The sequence below is a fragment of the Mycobacterium basiliense genome (assembly GCF_900292015.1).
GTDB classification, from domain to species: Bacteria; Actinomycetota; Actinomycetes; order Mycobacteriales; family Mycobacteriaceae; genus Mycobacterium; species Mycobacterium basiliense.
In genome coordinates this window covers 5,272,247-5,290,563 of the sequence record NZ_LR130759.1, presented here as the reverse complement: position 1 = coordinate 5,290,563, position 18,317 = coordinate 5,272,247, and the positions used below count along the sequence as shown (strand labels likewise).

General features: G+C 72.5%; 8 protein-coding genes and 1 pseudogene. 1 reads left to right on the top strand and 8 read right to left on the bottom strand.

What is annotated here, in order from left to right:
• Positions 1 to 186: 186 nt before the first annotated feature.
• The 7 genes and pseudogenes from MB901379_RS25460 to MB901379_RS22560 all read right to left on the bottom strand — a co-directional run bounded on the left by MB901379_RS25460 (position 187) and on the right by MB901379_RS22560 (position 16,399).
• Entirely contained in the window at positions 187 to 4,737 is a 4,551-nt protein-coding gene (locus MB901379_RS25460) for a PE family protein (protein ID WP_456319955.1), read from the bottom strand.
• 1,416 nt (positions 4,738 to 6,153) lie between these two features.
• Positions 6,154 to 9,732, bottom strand: a pseudogene (locus MB901379_RS25455) (PE family protein); the annotation flags it as partial.
• Positions 9,733 to 10,042: 310 nt separating this feature from the next.
• Positions 10,043 to 11,191, bottom strand: a complete 1,149-nt coding sequence (locus tag MB901379_RS22580) for a hypothetical protein (RefSeq protein WP_158018633.1) — start codon at positions 11,189 to 11,191, stop codon at positions 10,043 to 10,045.
• Positions 11,188 to 12,543 (bottom strand): hypothetical protein, encoded by a 1,356-nt coding sequence (locus MB901379_RS22575; RefSeq protein ID WP_158018632.1) that lies wholly within the window; start codon positions 12,541 to 12,543, stop codon positions 11,188 to 11,190. Before MB901379_RS22575 ends, MB901379_RS22580 begins: the two co-directional genes overlap by 4 nt.
• A 230-nt stretch (positions 12,544 to 12,773) precedes the next feature.
• On the bottom strand, positions 12,774 to 14,135 hold the full coding sequence (locus tag MB901379_RS22570) for a CHAT domain-containing protein (RefSeq protein ID WP_158018631.1): 1,362 nt from the start codon (positions 14,133 to 14,135) through the stop codon (positions 12,774 to 12,776).
• On the bottom strand, positions 14,132 to 15,874 hold the full coding sequence (locus MB901379_RS22565) for a hypothetical protein (RefSeq protein WP_158018630.1): 1,743 nt from the start codon (positions 15,872 to 15,874) through the stop codon (positions 14,132 to 14,134). The genes MB901379_RS22570 and MB901379_RS22565 overlap by 4 nt, the downstream gene beginning before the upstream one ends.
• An 84-nt stretch (positions 15,875 to 15,958) precedes the next feature.
• Positions 15,959 to 16,399, bottom strand: coding sequence for a lipoprotein LpqH (locus MB901379_RS22560; RefSeq protein ID WP_158018629.1), 441 nt, complete (start codon positions 16,397 to 16,399; stop codon positions 15,959 to 15,961).
• 192 nt (positions 16,400 to 16,591) lie between these two features.
• On the opposite strand from MB901379_RS22560, the gene MB901379_RS22555 reads away from it, so the two are divergent.
• The gene (locus MB901379_RS22555; protein ID WP_174237058.1) at positions 16,592 to 17,332 is read left to right on the top strand and encodes an enoyl-CoA hydratase/isomerase family protein; all 741 of its coding nucleotides are present in this window, start codon (positions 16,592 to 16,594) and stop codon (positions 17,330 to 17,332) included.
• A gap of 32 nt (positions 17,333 to 17,364) precedes the next feature.
• Here the strand turns inward: MB901379_RS22555 and MB901379_RS22550 are convergent, their stop codons facing one another.
• Positions 17,365 to 18,222: a hypothetical protein gene (locus MB901379_RS22550; RefSeq protein ID WP_158018628.1), complete on the bottom strand. Its 858-nt coding sequence runs from the start codon at positions 18,220 to 18,222 to the stop codon at positions 17,365 to 17,367.
• Positions 18,223 to 18,317: the final 95 nt, after the last annotated feature.

Here is an 18,317-nt window from a genome sequence, read left to right as displayed (position 1 = left end):
GGGCTTCCGCCGCGGCGGCCTGCTTAGAGAATTCCATTGTGACGAGCCGAGGTCGACGCGACAAAGATTTGGCGACAACCTCGCGCATCGGATGCCCGGCGGAGATATCCGGGATCACAGCACGCTACGGCTGGCCTCCGCCGACAGTGAATTTGACGACGCGCCGCCGGTGGGGCGTTGCGGGATTCAGGGGAGGATGACCGGGTTCCCCGGGTCGCCGTCGCTGCCATCGCTGCCGTCGTTTCCGGCGTCGCCGTCGGGGGTGCCGCCGGCGCCGCCGCTACCCCCGCTGCCGAAGCCGCCGCCGGCGCCCGGAGGTGCGCCTTCGCCGCCGGTGCCGCCGTCGCCGCCGGTGCCGCCGTCGCCGCCGGTGCCGCCGGGCTCGCCGGGGGCCGTGCTGGTGCCGCCGGTGCCGCCGGTCCCCCCGTTGCCGCCTCCGCCGCCATCACCGCCGGCGCCGCTGCCGCCGCCATTGCCACCCAAACCGCCCCTGCCGCCGGTGCCGCCAACGCCGCCATCGGCGCCGATTCCGTCGCTGCTGACCCCGCCTTGGCCGCCTTGCCCGCCGTTGCCGCCGTTGCCGCCGTTGCCGCCGTCGAAGTCGGTATCGCCGGCCCCCCCGGTGCCGCCGTTGCCGCCGGTACCGCCGGTACCGCCCTCCCCGCCGGCGCCGGCCGCGCCGAGGCCAGAACCTGCGTTCCCACCGTCACCGCCCTTTCCGCCAACACCCCCGACACCGGCGTCTTGGCCATCGCCGCCGACGCCGGCGGCACCGAAGCGACCCTGCCCGCCGCGTCCGCCTTCGCCGCCTTGGCCTCCGTTGCCGTTGGTTCCACCGATGCCTGCGTCGCCGCCGTTTCCGCCGATCCCGCCGTCGCCGCCGGAAAGTCCTGGTAGCAAGGTGCTGGGGCTGGCGCTGCCGGTGCCGCCGCCGCCACCGGTGCCGCCGTCACCGCCGATGCCGGCGTCGCCGACGGCACCCCCATTGCCCCCGCCGCCGCCGGCGCCCGCGGCCCCGCCAGCACCGCCGTCGCCACCATCACCAGCAATGACAAGGCCGCTGCCGTGACTGCCTCTGCCGCCGTCTCCGCCGGTGCCGCCGTTGCCGCCGGTGCCACCGTCTGCGCTGATACCGTTGCTGCTCAGCCCGCCGAGGCCGCCTTGGCCGCCCTGGCCCCCGGCCCCACCGGTGCCACCCTTTTCGTTGGCACCGAGGCCCCCGAATGCGCCTGGACCGCCGTTGCCGCCATTGCCACCGGTACCGGCGGCGCCGCCGCTTCCGTCGGCCCCGATGCCGGTGCCCGCGTTACCGCCGTTGCCGCCCGTCCCGCCTGCACCGCCGGTGCCGGCGGCAGTAATGGAGGATCCCAAATCGCCGTCGCCGCCGTTCCCGCCGATGCCACCGGCCCCGCCGTTGCCATTGGTGCCGCCGGCGCCCGCGTTGCCGCCGTCGCCGCCGTCGCCGCCGGTGCCGCCCATGCCTCCGTCACGGCCGAGGGCGCCCCCGAACGGTTCGCCGGGTTTGCCGTCGCCCCCGTGGCCGCCTTGACCACCGTCGCCGCCGACGCCGGCGTTGCCCGCCATCCCGCCGTTGCCGGCCGCACCGCCCTCACCGGCATCGCCACCAGCACCGCCGACACCGCCGTTGCCTCCGGTGCCCACGGTGCTGTCACCGCCGGTGCCGCCCTTGCCGCCTTGCCCGCCATTGCCGCCTTGGCCGCCGTCGGCGTTGATGCCAGAGCTACTGGCGCCGCCGAGGCCGCCCTGGCCGCCCTGGCCGCCCTTGCCGCCCTGGCCGCCGTTGAAGTCGTCGCTGCCGGTGCCGCCGTCGCCGCCGGCTCCGCCATTGCCGCCGGTGCCCGCGGCACCGCCGTCGCCATCGGCGCCCAAACCGATCCCGGCGTTGCCGCCGTTTCCGCCGTCGCCGCCGGCTCCGCCGTCGCCGCCGGTGTCGCCGTCAGAGCCCTGGCCCGCGGCGCCGGAGCGCCCGTCGCCGCCGTCGCCGCCGCTGCCACCGGCACCGCCGGCGCCGTTGGTGCCCCCGGCACCTGCATCGCCGCCGGTGCCGCCGTCGCCACCGAGGCCGCCGGCAAACCCGGCGTCACCGGTATTGAGGCCGCTCCCGCCGTTGCCGCCGTCGCCGCCACGGCCGCCGTCGCCGCCGATGCCGGCGCTACCGGTGTTGCCGCCGTTGCCGCCGCCACCGCCCGCGCCCGCGGCGCCGCCGTCGCCGCCCCGACCACCGGAGCCGGCGTCGAAGCCGGTCCCGGCTCCGCCGTCGCCGCCCTGGCCGCCTTGGCCGCCGTCCCCGCCGGTACCGCCATCGGCGTTGATGCCGGCGGTGCTGGCGCCGCCGAAGCCGCCTTGACCGCCCTCACCACCGGAACCGCCGTGGCCACCGCTGAAGCCGCCGTCGCCGTTGCCCCCATTGCCGCCGTTGCCGCCGTTGCCGCCGGTGCCGGCCGCGCCGCCGTCGCCGTCGGCGCCTAAGCCGATACCGGCGTTGCCGCCGTTGCCCCCGGTCCCGCCGCTGCCGCCGTTCCCGCCGTTCCCGCCAGCGGCGAATTGACCGGCGCCGGAGGTGCCGACGCCGCCCGTCCCACCGGTCCCGCCGCTGCCTCCAGCGCCGCCGCTGCCGTTGGTGCCGCCCAGGCCGGCGTTGCCGCCGGCGCCACCGTCCCCGCCGGCCCCGCCGGTAAAGCCCGAGAATCCAGCGGCGATACCGTCGCCGCCGGTGCCGCCATCGCCGCCGCGGCCACCGTCACCGGCGATGCCGGCGTCGCCGGTGGTGCCGCCGTTGCCGCCGGCCCCGCCGGCTCCGGCGTCGCCGCCGTTGCCGCCGTTGCCGCCGCTTCCGCCGTCGCTGAAGTCAACGGCCCCGCCGGTGCCGCCTTGGCCGCCGGTGCCGCCGTTGCCGCCTTGGCCGCCGTCGGCGTTGATGCCGGCGGTGCTGGCGCCGCCTAGGCCGCCCTGTCCGCCCTGGCCGCCGGCGCCGCCCTGGCCGCCGGCCATGTCGTTGCCGCCGTTGCCGCCGGTGCCGCCGTTGCCGCCGTTGCCACCGGTGCCCGCCGCGCCGCCGTCGCCATCGGCCCCAGCGCCGATGCCGGCATTGCCGCCGTTGCCGCCGTTTCCGCCGGCGGCGCCGTTGCCGCCGTTGCCGCCGGTGTCGGCCACGCCTGGGGCTCCGATGCCGCCGTTTCCGCCGTTGCCGCCGTTTCCGCCGGCGCCGCCGCTGCCGTTGGTGCCGCCCAGGCCGGCGTTGCCGCCAGCGCCGCCGGAGCCGCCGTCACCGCCGTCGTACCCGATGCCGCCATCGCCGTCACCGGGCACGACCGCCGACACGCCGTCCTTACCGGCGCCGCCATCGCCGCCGCGGCCGCCGTCGCCAGCGATGCCGGCGTTGCCGTTGGTGCCGCCGTTGCCGCCGCCGCCGCCGGCTCCGGCGTCGCCGCCGTCGCCGCCGGAGCCGCCCATTCCGGCGGTAGCGCCCAGGGTGTCGGCGCCTTGGCCACCTTGGCCGCCGGTACCGCCGTTGCCGCCTTGGCCGCCGTCGGCGTTGATGCCGGCGGTGCTGGCGCCGCCGAAGCCGCCCTGGCCGCCTTGGCCGCCGGCGCCGCCCTGACCGCCGGTACCGGACGCGCTGAAGCCAGTGCCACCGGTGCCGCCGGTGCCGCCTTGGCCGCCGTTGCCGCCGGTGCCCGCCGCGCCGCCGGTGCCGTCGGCGCCTGCGCCGATGCCGGCGTTGCCGCCGTTGCCGCCGAGTCCGCCGGCTCCGCCGTTGCCGCCGTTTCCGCCGGTGTCGGCCAGACCGTTGGTGGCGTTGGCGCCGTTGCCGCCGCCACCGCCTTGTCCGCCGTTACCGCCGGCGCCGCCGCTGCCGTTGGTGCCGCCGAGGCCGGCGTTGCCGCCGTCGCCGCCGGAGCCGCCGGTCCCGCCGGCATACCCGATGCCGCCGTCGCCGTCACCGGGAAAGATTGGGGAAATTCCGCCGCCACCGATGCCGCCGCCACCGCCTTGGCCACCGTCACCGCCGATGCCGGCGTTGCCGGTGGCGCCGCCGTTGCCGCCGCCGCCGCCGGCCCCGGCGTCGCCGCCGTCGCCGCCGGTACCGCCCATTCCGGCGGAGGCACCGAGGCCTAAGCCGCCGTCACCGCCTTGGCCGCCGGTGCCGCCGTTGCCGCCTTGGCCGCCGTCGGCGTTGATGCCGGCGGTGCTGGCCCCTCCGAAGCCGCCCTGGCCGCCTTCGCCGCCGGCGCCGCCCTGACCGCCGGCGAGGTTGGTGTCACCCTTGCCGCCGGTGCCGCCTTGGCCGCCGGTGCCGCCGGCGCCGGCCGCACCGCCGTCGCCGTCGGCGCCTGCGCCGATGCCGGCGTTGCCGCCGTTGCCGCCGAGCCCGCCGGCTCCACCGTTGCCGCCGGTCCCACCGATATCGGCCAGGCCTTGGGCGCCGTTGCCGCCGTTGCCACCTTGGCCGCCGGTGCCCCCGGCGCCGCCGGAGCCGTTGGTGCCGCCCAGGCCGGCATTGCCGCCGGCGCCGCCGGCCCCGCCGTCACCGCCGTCATACCCGATGCCGCCATCGCCGTCACCGGGAAAGATCGCCGACAGACCGTCACTGCCGGTGCCGCCATCGCCGCCGCGACCGCCATCACCGGCGATGCCGGCGTTGCCGGTGGTGCCGCCGTTGCCGCCGCCGCCGCCGGCCCCGGCGTCGCCGCCGTCGCCGCCGGTACCGCCCATTCCGGCGGTAGCGCCCAGGCTGGCGCCGCCGTCACCGCCTTGGCCGCCGGTGCCGCCGTTGCCGCCTTGGCCGCCGTCGGCGTTGATGCCGGCGGTGCTGGCCCCGCCGAAGCCGCCCTGGCCGCCTTCGCCGCCGGCGCCGCCCTGACCGCCGGCGAGGTTGGTGCCACCGGTACCGCCGGTGCCGCCTTGGCCGCCGGTGCCGCCGGCGCCGGCCGCACCGCCGTCGCCGTCGGCGCCTGCGCCGATGCCGGCGTTGCCGCCGTTGCCGCCGAGTCCGCCGGCTCCACCGTTGCCGCCGGCCCCGCCGATATCGGCCAGGCCTTGGGCGCCGTTGCCGCCGTTGCCACCTTGGCCGCCGGTGCCCCCGGCGCCGCCGGAGCCGTTGGCGCCGCCCAGGCCGGCGTTGCCGCCGGCGCCGCCGGAGCCGCCGTCACCGCCGTCATACCCGATGCCGCCATCGCCGTCACCGGGAAAGATCGCCGACAGACCGTCACTGCCGGTGCCGCCATCGCCGCCGCGACCGCCATCACCGGCGATGCCGGCGTTGCCGGTGGTGCCGCCGTTGCCGCCGCCGCCGCCGGCTCCGGCGTCGCCGCCGTCGCCGCCGTCGCCGCCCATTCCGGCGGTAGCGCCCAGGCTGGCGCCGCCGTCACCGCCTTGGCCGCCGGTGCCGCCGTTGCCGCCTTGGCCGCCGTCGGCGTTGATGCCGGCGGTGCTGGCGCCGCCGAAGCCGCCCTGGCCGCCTTCGCCGCCGGCGCCGCCCTGACCGCCGGCGAGGTTGGTGTCACCCTTGCCGCCGGTGCCGCCTTGGCCGCCGGTGCCGCCGGTGCCCGCCGCGCCGCCGGTGCCGTCGGCGCCTGCGCCGATGCCGGCGTTGCCGCCGTTGCCGCCGAGTCCGCCGGCTCCGCCGTTGCCGCCGTTGCCGCCGATATCGGCCAGGCCTTGGGCGCCGTTGCCGCCGCCACCGCCTTGTCCGCCGTTACCGCCGGCGCCGCCGCTGCCGTTGGTGCCGCCGAGGCCGGCGTTGCCGCCGTCGCCGCCGGAGCCGCCGGTCCCGCCGGCATACCCGATGCCGCCGTCGCCGTCACCGGGAAAGATTGGGGAAATTCCGCCGCCACCGATGCCGCCGCCACCGCCTTGGCCACCGTCACCGCCGATGCCGGCGTTGCCGGTGGCGCCGCCGTTGCCGCCGCCGCCGCCGGCCCCGGCGTCGCCGCCGTCGCCGCCGGTACCGCCCATTCCGGCGGAGGCACCGAGGCCTAAGCCGCCGTCACCGCCTTGGCCGCCGGTGCCGCCGTTGCCGCCTTGGCCGCCGTCGGCGTTGATGCCGGCGGTGCTGGCCCCTCCGAAGCCGCCCTGGCCGCCTTCGCCGCCGGCGCCGCCCTGACCGCCGGCGAGGTTGGTGTCACCCTTGCCGCCGGTGCCGCCTTGGCCGCCGGTGCCGCCGGCGCCGGCCGCACCGCCGTCGCCGTCGGCGCCTGCGCCGATGCCGGCGTTGCCGCCGTTGCCGCCGAGTCCGCCGGCCCCGCCGTTGCCGCCGGTCCCACCGATATCGGCCAGGCCTTGGGCGCCGTTGCCGCCGTTGCCACCTTGGCCGCCGGTGCCGCCGGCGCCGCCGGAGCCGTTGGTGCCGCCCAGGCCGGCGTTGCCGCCGGCGCCGCCGGCCCCGCCGTCACCGCCGTCATACCCGATGCCGCCATCGCCGTCACCGGGAAAGATCGCCGACAGACCGTCACTGCCGGTGCCGCCATCGCCGCCGCGACCGCCATCACCGGCGATGCCGGCGTTGCCGGTGGTGCCGCCGTTGCCGCCGCCGCCGCCGGCCCCGGCGTCGCCGCCGTCGCCGCCGGTACCGCCCATTCCGGCGGTAGCGCCCAGGCTGGCGCCGCCGTCACCGCCTTGGCCGCCGGTGCCGCCGTTGCCGCCTTGGCCGCCGTCGGCGTTGATGCCGGCGGTGCTGGCCCCGCCGAAGCCGCCCTGGCCGCCTTCGCCGCCGGCGCCGCCCTGACCGCCGGCGAGGTTGGTGCCACCGGTACCGCCGGTGCCGCCTTGGCCGCCGGTGCCGCCGGCGCCGGCCGCACCGCCGTCGCCGTCGGCGCCTGCGCCGATGCCGGCGTTGCCGCCGTTGCCGCCGAGTCCGCCGGCTCCACCGTTGCCGCCGGCCCCGCCGATATCGGCCAGGCCTTGGGCGCCGTTGCCGCCGTTGCCACCTTGGCCGCCGGTGCCCCCGGCGCCGCCGCTGCCGTTGGTGCCGCCCAGGCCGGCGTTGCCGCCGGCGCCGCCGGCCCCGCCGTCACCGCCGTCATACCCGATGCCGCCATCGCCGTCACCGGGAAAGATCGCCGACAGACCGTCACTGCCGGTGCCGCCATCGCCGCCGCGACCGCCATCACCGCCGATGCCGGCGTTTCCGGTGGTGCCGACCGTCCCGCCGGTGCCTCCGGTGCCGGCCGCTCCACCGGCTCCGCCGGCGCCCGCGTCGCCACCGGCGCCGCCTTGGCCGCCGTCTTGGCCTATGCCGTTGGGGTTGTCGGCGCCGGAGCCGCCGGTGCCGCCTATGCCGCCTTGTCCGCCGGTGCCGCCAGCGCCGCCGGAACCGTTGGTGCCACCGGTGCCGCTGTTGCCGCCGGTGCCGCCGGCGCCGCCCTGACCTCCGGCGAACCCGGCGGTTCCGGTGGCGCCGCTGCCGGCGGCCGCGTCTTGGCCGTTGCCGCCGAGCCCGCCTGCTCCGCCCTGGCCTCCGGTGCCGCCGATGCCGGCGTTTCCGGTGGTGCCGACCGTCCCGCCGGTGCCTCCGGTGCCGGCCGCTCCACCGGCTCCGCCGGCGCCCGCGTCGCCACCGGCGCCGCCTTGGCCGCCGTCTTGGCCGATGCCGTTGGGGTTGTCGGCGCCGGAGCCGCCGGTGCCGCCTATGCCGCCTTGTCCGCCGGTGCCGCCAGCGCCGCCGGAACCGTTGGTGCCACCGGTGCCGCTGTTGCCGCCGGTGCCGCCGGCGCCGCCCTGACCTCCGGCGAACCCGGCGGTTCCGGTGGCGCCGCTGCCGGCGGCCGCGTCTTGGCCGTTGCCGCCGAGCCCGCCTGCTCCGCCCTGGCCTCCGGTGCCGCCGATGCCGGCGTTTCCGGTGGTGCCGACCGTCCCGCCGGTGCCTCCGGTGCCGGCCGCTCCACCGGCTCCGCCGGCGCCCGCGTCGCCACCGGCGCCGCCTTGGCCGCCGTCTTGGCCGATGCCGTTGGGGTTGTCGGCGCCGGAGCCGCCGGTGCCGCCTATGCCGCCTTGTCCGCCGGTGCCGCCAGCGCCGCCGGAACCGTTGGTGCCACCGGTGCCGCTGTTGCCGCCGGTGCCGCCGGCGCCGCCCTGACCTCCGGCGAACCCGGCGGTTCCGGTGGCGCCGCTGCCGGCGGCCGCGTCTTGGCCGTTGCCGCCGAGCCCGCCTGCTCCGCCCTGGCCTCCGGTGCCGCCGATGCCGGCGTTTCCGGTGGTGCCGACCGTCCCGCCGGTGCCTCCGGTGCCGGCCGCTCCACCGGCTCCGCCGGCGCCCGCGTCGCCACCGGCGCCGCCTTGGCCGCCGTCTTGGCCGATGCCGTTGGGGTTGTCGGCGCCGGAGCCGCCGGTGCCGCCTATGCCGCCTTGTCCGCCGGTGCCGCCAGCGCCGCCGGAACCGTTGATGCCACCGGCAACAGCATTGCCGCCCTGACCGCCGCTACCGCCGGCGCCGCCGGCGAACCCGGAACCACCCATCGCAGCGCTGCCGCTCGCCGCGTTAGCACCCGCAGCGCCCGTACCGCCCATGCCTCCTTGCCCGCCGGTGCCGCCGACGCCCGCGCTACCCGCCGCGCCGCCAGCGCTAAAGAGCAGGCCGGCTTCACCGCCGGCCCCGCCCTGGCCGGCGCCGCCGCCGATACCGCCGTTGCCGCCGGTGCCCCCGATGCCGCCCATGCCGACCGCGGCGCCATCGCCGCCGGTCCCGCCCACACCGCCCACGCCACCGGATCCACCGGCGCCACCGACGCCGCCGGTGCCGAACAGCAGTGCCCCGCGGCCGCCGACCCCGCCGTCGCCGCCGACACCGCCGTTCCCGCCGGTACCTCCGATAGCGCCGCCGTCGCTGCCCACGCCGCCGGCACCCCCGGCACCACCGGCGCCACCGGCACCACCGCCGGCCAACCATCCGCCTCCGCCGCCGGCGCCGCCTCGGCCGCCGGTGCCGCCCATACCGGCGGGACCGCCATCGGTCCCCGCCCCGCCGGCCCCGCCGACACCGCCAGAACCAAGCAGCATCGACGCCTGGCCGCCGGCCCCGCCGGCGCCGCCGCCATAACCCCCGGTGCCACCGGCCCCGCCCCCGCCAAACAACAACCCACCAGGCCCACCGGCCCCACCAGTCCCGCCACCACTGCCGCCGACGCCGCCGGTCCCGCCCGCACCGGTTAGCCAGCCACCGGAGCCACCGGCTCCGCCGGTCGCCCCGAGCCCGCCAGCTCCGCCGGCCCCGCCGTTACCGATCAGGCCCGCGGACCCGCCGGCGCCGCCGGCCGCACCGGGGGTGGTGCTGGCCCCACCGCTACCGCCATTGCCGAACAGCAGCCCACCGGCTCCACCGGGTTGGCCCACACCACCGACCGTTCCACCGTTGGCGCCGTCGCCGACCAACGGCCGCCCCAGCAGCGTCTGGGTAGGCGCGTTGATCAGGTTCAGCAAAAGCTGCTCGACGCTGGTGGCTTCGGCCGATGCGTATGAGGATGTCCCCACCCGCAGCATCTGTACGAACTGGTCGTGATAGGCCGTCACCTGCGCACTGATGGCCTGGTATTCCTGACCGTATCCGCTGAATAACGCCGCAATCCGGGTCGAAACCTCGTCGGCGCCTGCGGCCAGCATCTCGGTCGTCGAGGCCGTCGCCGCCGCGTTGGCTGCGTTGATGGACGAGCCCACTCGCGCCAAATCTCCCGCAGCTGCCGTTACAAGTTCCGGCGATATCGACACGAACGACATCGGCTGGCTCCTCACCGCTGCCGCACTCATACAATTGCTGCAGCAAATAATTTACGCAGTGGTGAATGCGGAGTTTATTCACCGCCGGCAGATATGTCCGCGTTTTCGGGCAGTCGCATATCGAACGCACGGCCCCTGGGAATCGGCGCCGGGTGCGCTCGTCGGGCGTGGTTCGCTAGGCCCCGTCCAGGTCTAGCGCTCGCCGGTGCGCCGTTGTTGATTCCTGACGAGTGGGTCGCTGCGCCCGCCGGCATCGGCGTGTTGGGATAAAGACCCGCTTGACCAGGTCGACGGCGCTAGCGACCGTGGATTAGTACGCGGACTCACTGGCCAGGATCTCGGCCAGGAAGGCGTCCTCGGGGGGTTGGTCCAACCGCGACCGGACCCAACGCCGGACCCGTTCCCGGGTTTGGCGAGATTCCGCCGTACTTGAGATGCGCGCTCCGATGACCACTGACGTCGTCGGCCAAGGGTGGTTCCAGGCGACATGTTCGGCCAGCGCGCGCCGCTGCGCGTCAAGCAAGGGGACCGTCGCGCGGCCGCCGGCATCGAGGGCGCCGGTGCCGTGCACGTCGCCGGACCGAACTTGCACCGGGATGTCGGTGGCCGGGCGCGGCCCGATGACCGCTGCATGCACTATGGCAACCACCGCCGGGCCGGTCTGCTCGACGCTCCATTCGACGGTGTCCTCGGCCGCGTCGAATATCCCGGGCGGCACCGCGCTCCAGATGATCGATGCAATGCCCCCGCCAATCGGGGACGCGGGCCCCGGACCGGTACCAGGACCGGCCGCCAGTGCGTAATCATCGCGACGTCGGCTCGGCATGGTCAGGATCACCGGGGAGCCGTCCACCGCAGCCGACAGATCGACCCATCGGGCGCCGTCGAGGCCCACCTCTTCGGCGAGCCGAGTGCCGGTTTGCACCATGTCGCGGATACGGGGATCGTCGGTCCGCGCGTGCGGCAACAGATCGGCGGCATGTGGCGCCAACAGCCCGGCAACATCCGAATCCAGGGTCTCGTCGGTGAAAAAGCCTTGCGCCTCGAGTGTGAGCAGCGCGACCTCGACGTCGAGCAGGGCCCGATCAAGTTCGGCGATGCCGTCCCGCTGACTGGTCGGCCACCAGCGCCGCATCCAATGGCCCAGGGCCAGTCGCCGCAACCCGGCCACTGACCTCGGCGCAATGTCGACCTCACTGAGTTCGAAGTCGCCGGCGGTGCGTTCGGCCAACGCGGATGCGAGAGCCACGTGCCCTGACTCACCGACCACACGCCAAAGCCAGTCCGCGCGGGACACATCGGTGAAGGTTATTTGGGTCGCGGCGTCGGCAGCCGGGTCGTCGATGGTCCAGGAAAACACCGCGCCACTCACCTCGAGCACCGCCGCCAGCGGTGACGTCGGCTGTGCTGGAAGGGAAGTAGCGGTGGTCCATAAGCCCGACTCGGCAACCAATCTCATCTGGCCACCTGCATTTCCAGCTGCAGTTCCAGCATGGCCTTGATCCGTTGCCGGTGGTCGAGGCTCACCGATCGGGCGACACCGTCGAGCAGCGTTCGGACGTCGTCGGGGTCGTTGCACGGCTCCTGCCAGACGTCGCGTCCGTGCAGCCGTGCCCACAGCCTGCTGAGGTACGGCTGTGCGAATCCAGCGAGCTCGTCGACCACCTGTTGTTGGCGCGGATGGATCGGGCCACCCTCGGCCAGGTAGCGCCTGGCATGCAGGACGTATGCCTCCTTGCGCAGCCGAGCCTGAATCTGCGCGGCCAGTGCATAACGGCCGGTCGCGGATCGGTCCAGGGGTGCCAGCTCGACCGCCACCTCAATGCCGGCCACCAAGGTTGTCTGCTTGTCCTCGCCCAGCAGTCCCCACGGCGCGCACGCCCGGTCGACCTCCTCGGCGCACAACAGCGGGACATCGGGCAATGCGTCCCGGTCGAGGGCGCGGCGCAGGGTAGCGCGCACCCGGTCTACCACGGTCCGATCCAGCGGGCGGTCACCGTCGGAGTCACCCTGAACTTTTGGCGGCCTTTGTGGCGCAACCGAACTCAATCCCAGTTCGACAATCGACCACGGCAGCTCCGCGGCGGCCACCCGGATCAGCGCACCCAGATCGTGCGGCGTCGTTTCGGCTATCAGGACGGCCCACCCACGCCGGCGAGCCGCTGCGGCCCCATGGTTGTCGGGCTGCCGGTTGGCCGGTCCCAATACGGTGCCGAGCTTGGTCCGGAATGGACCAATCGCGCTGGCCGCGTCGATTTTCGGGGCTGGGACATCACGCCAGCTGCGCTCGAGTTGGGCGGAAAGTTCGGCGATGACCTCGGAATCTGCCACGTAGTGTCGCAGCACCTCGATCGCGGTGCGGTCCCGACCCTGATGGACCTCGCGGAGCACCGTCGCCGCAGTGGCGTGGTCATCCGGCGCGGGTGGACCTTTCGTCACCGCCAGCTCGAAACAGACCGGGAAGTACAACTCCTGGGCATTGCCGCTACGAATCCGTTGCCGGCGCCGCTCAATCTTGAGCATCTCGAACCAGGCTGCCGTGAACCGCAATTGCGGACCGCTATCAACGATCAGGTCATGCATTGCCGCGGCGATTTCGGCGGCAACCACCGGTGCGGAATATTGGGGGTTGGAGCGCAACCGCAGCACCAGTGGATCGATGATGCGTTTGATGGTGCGACTCAGTGGCGCCCCGTCGTCGCCACTGAGGACTTCTACGCCGGTGCCGATCTCGCGCCATGCGTGTTCGATCACCGCCCGGCGAGGATGACTCACCGCTGCGGCCGCTGTCGGCTGCGGATCCGCATGCATGTCAACAGGATAGAGGCACCGTCGGCGATATCGATATCCCAATAGTTGGGTTCGGTAGCCGGTTGTGGGACTGCTGGCGGGTTGGTGCGCGATGATCAAGGTCGGGGCGTACCCATGTTGCGCCTTAGCCTTGTCCCGCCGTTCTCGTTTGATTCCGCTGGCCCCGAACATCTTTAACCTCCCGACGACAAGTTTGTCGCGCACGCCCGCGGTCTGCTGGTGCTGGACCACTAGCGCGCCCCGTCAACGGCGAACGTGACCAAGGCGCCCCAATACAGCGGGTTGGCGTCAACGTTTCCGTCTCGCCAGCGCCGCATTTGTGCACGCTGCCAGCGATTTACCGCGCATCCGGAATCCGCGGATTGGTGAGCGAGGTCAACCGCGGTGACCACCTCGGCCATCGGATCGATCAGATCGGCATCGCCGTCGGTGAATTGTCGATAGGCTGCCGTGGTAGGAAGTGACCACAGCGTGGCGGTCACCAGTTGAGCGCCGCACAGAATCATCGCAGAAACCAGACCGGTGGCTTCGTCGAATTGGTAGTCACCTCCGGACGCACACGCCAGCAGCGCCACTCGTGGCGGCATCGGCGGCCGCAGCTTGATCAGATCCGACGCGGTAAGCGGCCGGTGGTCGCCAATGGCGGAGCCGTCTCCGGTGATCGCTGCCGCACAGGCCAGGTGCAGCGACGCGCGGTCGGCGTGACCCAGATCGCCATCCGCCGAACTCGCGTGGCCGACGTACAATATTCGACTCGGGTTCTGCGTCAACTGCTTCGATAGCCACCGGCGGTCGGCGTCTTGACGGCGGAACAGCTCTGCCACGTTATCCACCGGGGGGAGCACGGCGCGGCGTTGCATCAGTTCCGCGAAATGCCTCGCTACCGGGGTACGGTCGGATGGCCTGCCCAACACCGAACCAAGCGGTGAATCGGGCCGCTGCCCCGGCACCCGAGGATCCAAGACAAGTAGGGGAGGATCATCTTGCCTGCTGGCCCAGCTCGCCGGTGTGCGTGGTGCGTGCACGATGTTCTGCGGTACCGCGATCAGCACGTCAACCAACTCCATCAGTCGAAAACCGTCGGTGTGCTCTGCGATATCGGCTAGCTGCCAAGGGATTTGCGCCGCGGTCCGTCCGCTTCCGGTAATGGCCGGCTGGCGGGCACGCACCAATTCTTCCCGGCTCGGTCCCGATTTCGGCACCGCGAGCAAGCCCCAGGGAACACGCGCAAGGCGGGCGCTGGGCGAGATGAACAGAACGGGGCGCGGTGATGCCACGCAGTCGGCCAACAGCCGCCATCCGGGTGGACCGATCAGCAGGACCCCTAGGATGAACGCGACCGTTAGCTCAGTATCCGGGGCCGCGAACGGCCCTCGGGTCAGCGCACGCTCAATGGCATCGCGCCGGCTCTCCGAGCCATACGGCTCGGGCAATGCGTCGATGAGTTCTTGCAAGGCCGCCAGCAGGATCGGTTCGTCCACTACCCAGTTGGCAGTTCTCGATGGTTGGCCGACTATTCGCAAACTGGCGTACGTAGCGATGCCGACATCGGCGTATCGCAGGACCAGTGTCGGTCGGTCCGAATGGTTCATGGCCAGGTAGACCAGGTGGCTTCGGCCGCAGTGACGGCGCGACCGTAGCGTTGCAACGCCAGGGCCCGATAGTGGCTCAGGATCGCCCCGCCGTCAGGGTGCATCTGCAGAGGTGGCAGCGGGCCCAGCCGGGTCAGCGAATTCCGTATCGGCGATGACGGCCCCGATGCCGCCTGGGCCGGCTGCGGCGCCAGGTCCTCATCGGGAGGGGCGATCGCTGGTGTCGTTGCGGTGGAAGCCCACTCGTCGATTGCCCTCCGTTGCGGTACCGCGTTGAAAGTTCCGCGAGCACTGTGATATTCGATCAGCTCGCTGACCAACTCGGTGTTCTCCCATTCCCACGCGACAGCGAAGGCGCCTGCCAGAATAGGTGCCGAAACATGATTCGCCCAGCGTGATCTCGCATCCGCGTCGGCGATCGAATAGCGCACCGAGTCGACGGCTAGCGCCGCTGGGATTTTGAGATCGGCTGACTGTTCAAGCTTGGCCATCGCGCGCAAGTATTGCCCAGTACCAACCTCCCCGCGTAGCACGCCCAATGACTCGACCTGCCGCGCCTCGGTTTCCCGCACGGTTTCGTCCGGATCACCGGAACCGTCGAACCCCAAGTCCGCCAGCGCATCCGCACGCCACACGGTTCCTAGTTGATTGTCAAGCAGGGCATACTGCAGCCAGCTGCTGCGCGGTGAGGAGTCGAGCAGATCCCGCGCCTGAGCGATCATCTCGACGGCTTCAGCGAATCGGCTCCGGAATATTGCTATCCAGCTGCGTTGCAACAAAATGCGATGAAGGTGCAATGGCTTTCCCAGCTCACGCCAATGGCGCTCGGCATGCTCCCAGCATTCGTCGGCGGCTGCTAACGCGCCGGCGGCCAGCCTGGTGAGGCCGAGGTAGAGCCAACAGCGCGAGACGTCGTGGGCCCGCGCATGTCGGGCGACTACTGGGTAGGCATCCGACACCAGTTGCTCGGTGGCACTTTGGTCGCCGACTAGCCAGCTCGCCGCGGCGCGTTCCAATTGCGTTCTGGCAAATGCTAATTCCCAGCTATTTGACTGTGCCCGGGCGCCGGCGCGACGCAGCCAGGGTTCTGCTTCCGTCAGCCGGCCGGTCTCGACGCAGAATCTGCCGTAGGCAGTGGCGCCGAAAGTCAAAAGGTAGTCACCGTATTCGGTGTTGGAACCAAGCAGTCGGTTCAGGGCATCGATTACGCGTTCCCATAACGGTAGGGCTCGAGCATGCAGGTCGTCATCGCATAACGCGCTCGCACAGATGATTTGCGCGTGGGTGACCAAGTTGGCGTGCTCGTCGACGTGATCGGGAAGGCTTGTGTCCGAACGAGCCAATTCATCAAGCGCGATCTGGGCAAGCTCATGGTTACCCTGCGCTGCGGCCAGACCGGTTTGCAGAAGCTGGGCGCGACGCGAATAGCGGCTGATCATGTGCGCAATCTGGGCATCGGAGAGCTGTACTTGACCGGCTGCCTTCGGGTTCTTGCCGCCAAGAATTGCCGAATAGATCGCCAAGCAGTCACGAATGCGCCGCATGCACTCCCGCACCCCGTCGCTGGCTCCGCGGGCAAGATAAACCTCGCCGAGTTGAGCGAACACTTCGAGGAGCAAGTCGTCGCGATCGGCCCGCTCGATGTGCGGTACGAGGGAGATCAGCAGATCTCGGGCTCCGTCCTCGTCGGCCGCGAAGGCCAGCCCGCGCGCGCGTTCGAGTTCGTGTGAGATCGACACGGCTGCATCATAAGTCCGCTGGGGTGCCGGATATCCCTGACCGGCGGACATGCATCGCATGCCCGCCGGGTGGGATCCCTTGCACTAGCCGCACGTCACCGTGATGCTGAAGTCCTTGGTGATCATGCCGGCCATCGGGTTCTTCAGGTCGGCTCCTTGCGCCTGACCGGTGATGGTGTAGGTCTTGCCCTCCACTGCGACCTTGGCCGAGCCGACCTTGGCGCCCATGTTGTCGCTAACCGACAACGCGTTGCCGTCGACCACCAGTGCGAGGGACTCGACTCGCGGAGTGGCCTCGTCGGTCATCACCACGGCCAGCGCCTGCTGCTGTCCGCCCGTGGAGCCACTACCGATGTCGATCTTGCCGGCCTGCCTGACGCACGTCACCGACTCCGGGTTTAGGCCCGGAAGGTCAGTGCCGGCCACTTTGACCTGGGGGCCGCCACCACCGACGGAGACGCTTGACGCCGGGCTGGCCGTGTGGCCGCTGCTGGAGCAACCGACCAGCACTGAGGCGCAGCCCATGGTTCCGATCGCAGCCGCGATGACACGTTTCACTGGATTTCCTTCCCTCATGCGCCGCCCCGCTGGCGTCGTCATGCGAGCAAGTACAGAACGTCCGAGTCGCTACCGATCCCAACTATTCGCAACCATCGTCGCGGGGCCTGCGCGCCGCCGGTGGTGGCGTCCGGTCGTTTGGTGGTGGACTGTGTCACTGTGATCGAGATTGAGACCATCGATGCGGTGCGAGTGCTGACTCTGTCGTCGGGTCGGGTGAACGCCCTCGACGTCGAGTTGCTGAATGAGCTGTCCGACGCGCTGCGCGAGTTGCAGCGGTCGGGCGTGGGTGCGCTGGTGGTCACCGGCGCCGGTCGGGTGTTTTGCGCCGGGGTGGACCTCAACCGCGTTGTGCAGGGCTCGACCGGCTACACCGATCGGCTGATCCCCGCCTTGTCCGATGCGTTTGTCGCGCTGTTCAGCTACCCGGGGCCGACGGTGGCGGCGGTCAACGGCGCCGCCATTGCCGGTGGGTGTGTGTTGGCGTGCGCCTGCGACCGGCGGCTTGTCAGTCCCGACGCGGGGATAGGTGCGACCGAGGTGCATGTCGGGGTTCCGTTTCCGGCTGCCGCGCTGGAGGTCATGCGCTACGCATGCGCAGACCGGGCCGAGGACGTGGTGCTCGGTGGCCGCACGCACAGGGGGGAGGAGGCTATCGCCAACGGACTGGCGCACCGCGTCGTCGCCGAGGATCTGATGGGGGCGGCCGTTGCGGAGGCGTCAGAGCTTGGTGGCATCCCGGCCGAGGCCTATCGCCACACCAAAGCTCAGTTGCGTGCTCCGACGCTGGCGCGAATCCGCGAGGCCGGTGATGTCGATCACGAAGTCCGCGAGATGTGGGGCGCGGACCAAACTCAGCGACGCATCGCTGCCTATGTGGAGCGTCTTCGGCGGCGCTGATGTTGCTGCGCTGCTTCGGCTGCAGGGTCTGGCTATTCTTCGACCGCAACCCCGCGCCGCGTCCGTCTGCGGCGATGTGAGGTCTTGCCGGTCGGCCGGCGATTTCGTAGTCCGCCCCGAGCTTGCTCGTCCCCGGTGGTGCCGTTGGTCGCGCCGGGAGTTCGGACGGGAGCTTCCTCGTCGTCCGTTGGTTCAGGTTCGGTCTCGGGGCTCTCTGCGGGGGCCTCGACCGATTCCGCTTCCGCTTGCACGTCCGGTTCGGCGTCTTCGTGGGTTTCTTCTTGGGCTTCGTCCGCCTCGTCGGCGGGCACAGGGTCGCCGTCCTCAGCTTCGGTGTCTTCGGCGTCCTGGGCGTCTTGGGCGTCTTGGGCGTCTTCGGTGTCGTGGGTGTCGGCGTCGGTGCCTTTCTTGCGCTTACGACGTCGCTGTTTGGGCTCTTTCGACTTGAGCGGTTTCGGCGGTGGTGGCGGCAATTCTGCGATGAATGACAGATAGAACGCGAAGAAGCCGAGCACCGCGATGGCTGCCGCGGCGCCGTAGATCGCGAACAACCACGGTCCGACGGAGTCCAGGCTAAGCCAGATCTCGCTGATCGCGGTGCCGACGATGAGCACCCCGGCCAGCACGTGTGCCACGATCGACCAGATCCGTAGCGACAACGCGAGTTGTGGGGTGCCGAGTTCCGGCTTGCGGCTGCGTAACAGGGTGAATACCACCGGCAGCGCGGTCAGGCCGATCAGTGTGCCGGTCACGATGCGCAACGCGGTGCCCCAGGAGTGTGGGACATCGCCCATCAGCTCGTGCCAGCGGGGCAATACAAAATAGAAGTAGAGGACGCCGGCGCCAACCGAGAACAACAGGTGCCACAGCATGGCGACTTTGCGTCCCATACCCCTCCTCATGCTGGTGGGTTCGAGTCAGCCCCGAGCCGTCCTGCCAGCCGTCCTGCCAGCCGTCCTGCCAGCCGTCCTGCCAGCCTAGGTGA

What these genes read in the sequence shown, in the direction of transcription:
- MB901379_RS25460 (WP_456319955.1), bottom strand. Translation starts at nt 4,737, where the DNA reads ATGGGCGGTACCGGCGGCGACGGCGGCGACGCCGGGGCCGGCGGCGGC.
- MB901379_RS22580 (WP_158018633.1), bottom strand. Translation starts at nt 11,191, where the DNA reads ATGAGATTGGTTGCCGAGTCGGGCTTATGGACCACCGCTACTTCCCTT.
- MB901379_RS22575 (WP_158018632.1), bottom strand. Translation starts at nt 12,543, where the DNA reads ATGCATGCGGATCCGCAGCCGACAGCGGCCGCAGCGGTGAGTCATCCT.
- MB901379_RS22570 (WP_158018631.1), bottom strand. Translation starts at nt 14,135, where the DNA reads ATGAACCATTCGGACCGACCGACACTGGTCCTGCGATACGCCGATGTC.
- MB901379_RS22560 (WP_158018629.1), bottom strand. Translation starts at nt 16,399, where the DNA reads ATGGGCTGCGCCTCAGTGCTGGTCGGTTGCTCCAGCAGCGGCCACACG.
- MB901379_RS22550 (WP_158018628.1), bottom strand. Translation starts at nt 18,222, where the DNA reads ATGGGACGCAAAGTCGCCATGCTGTGGCACCTGTTGTTCTCGGTTGGC.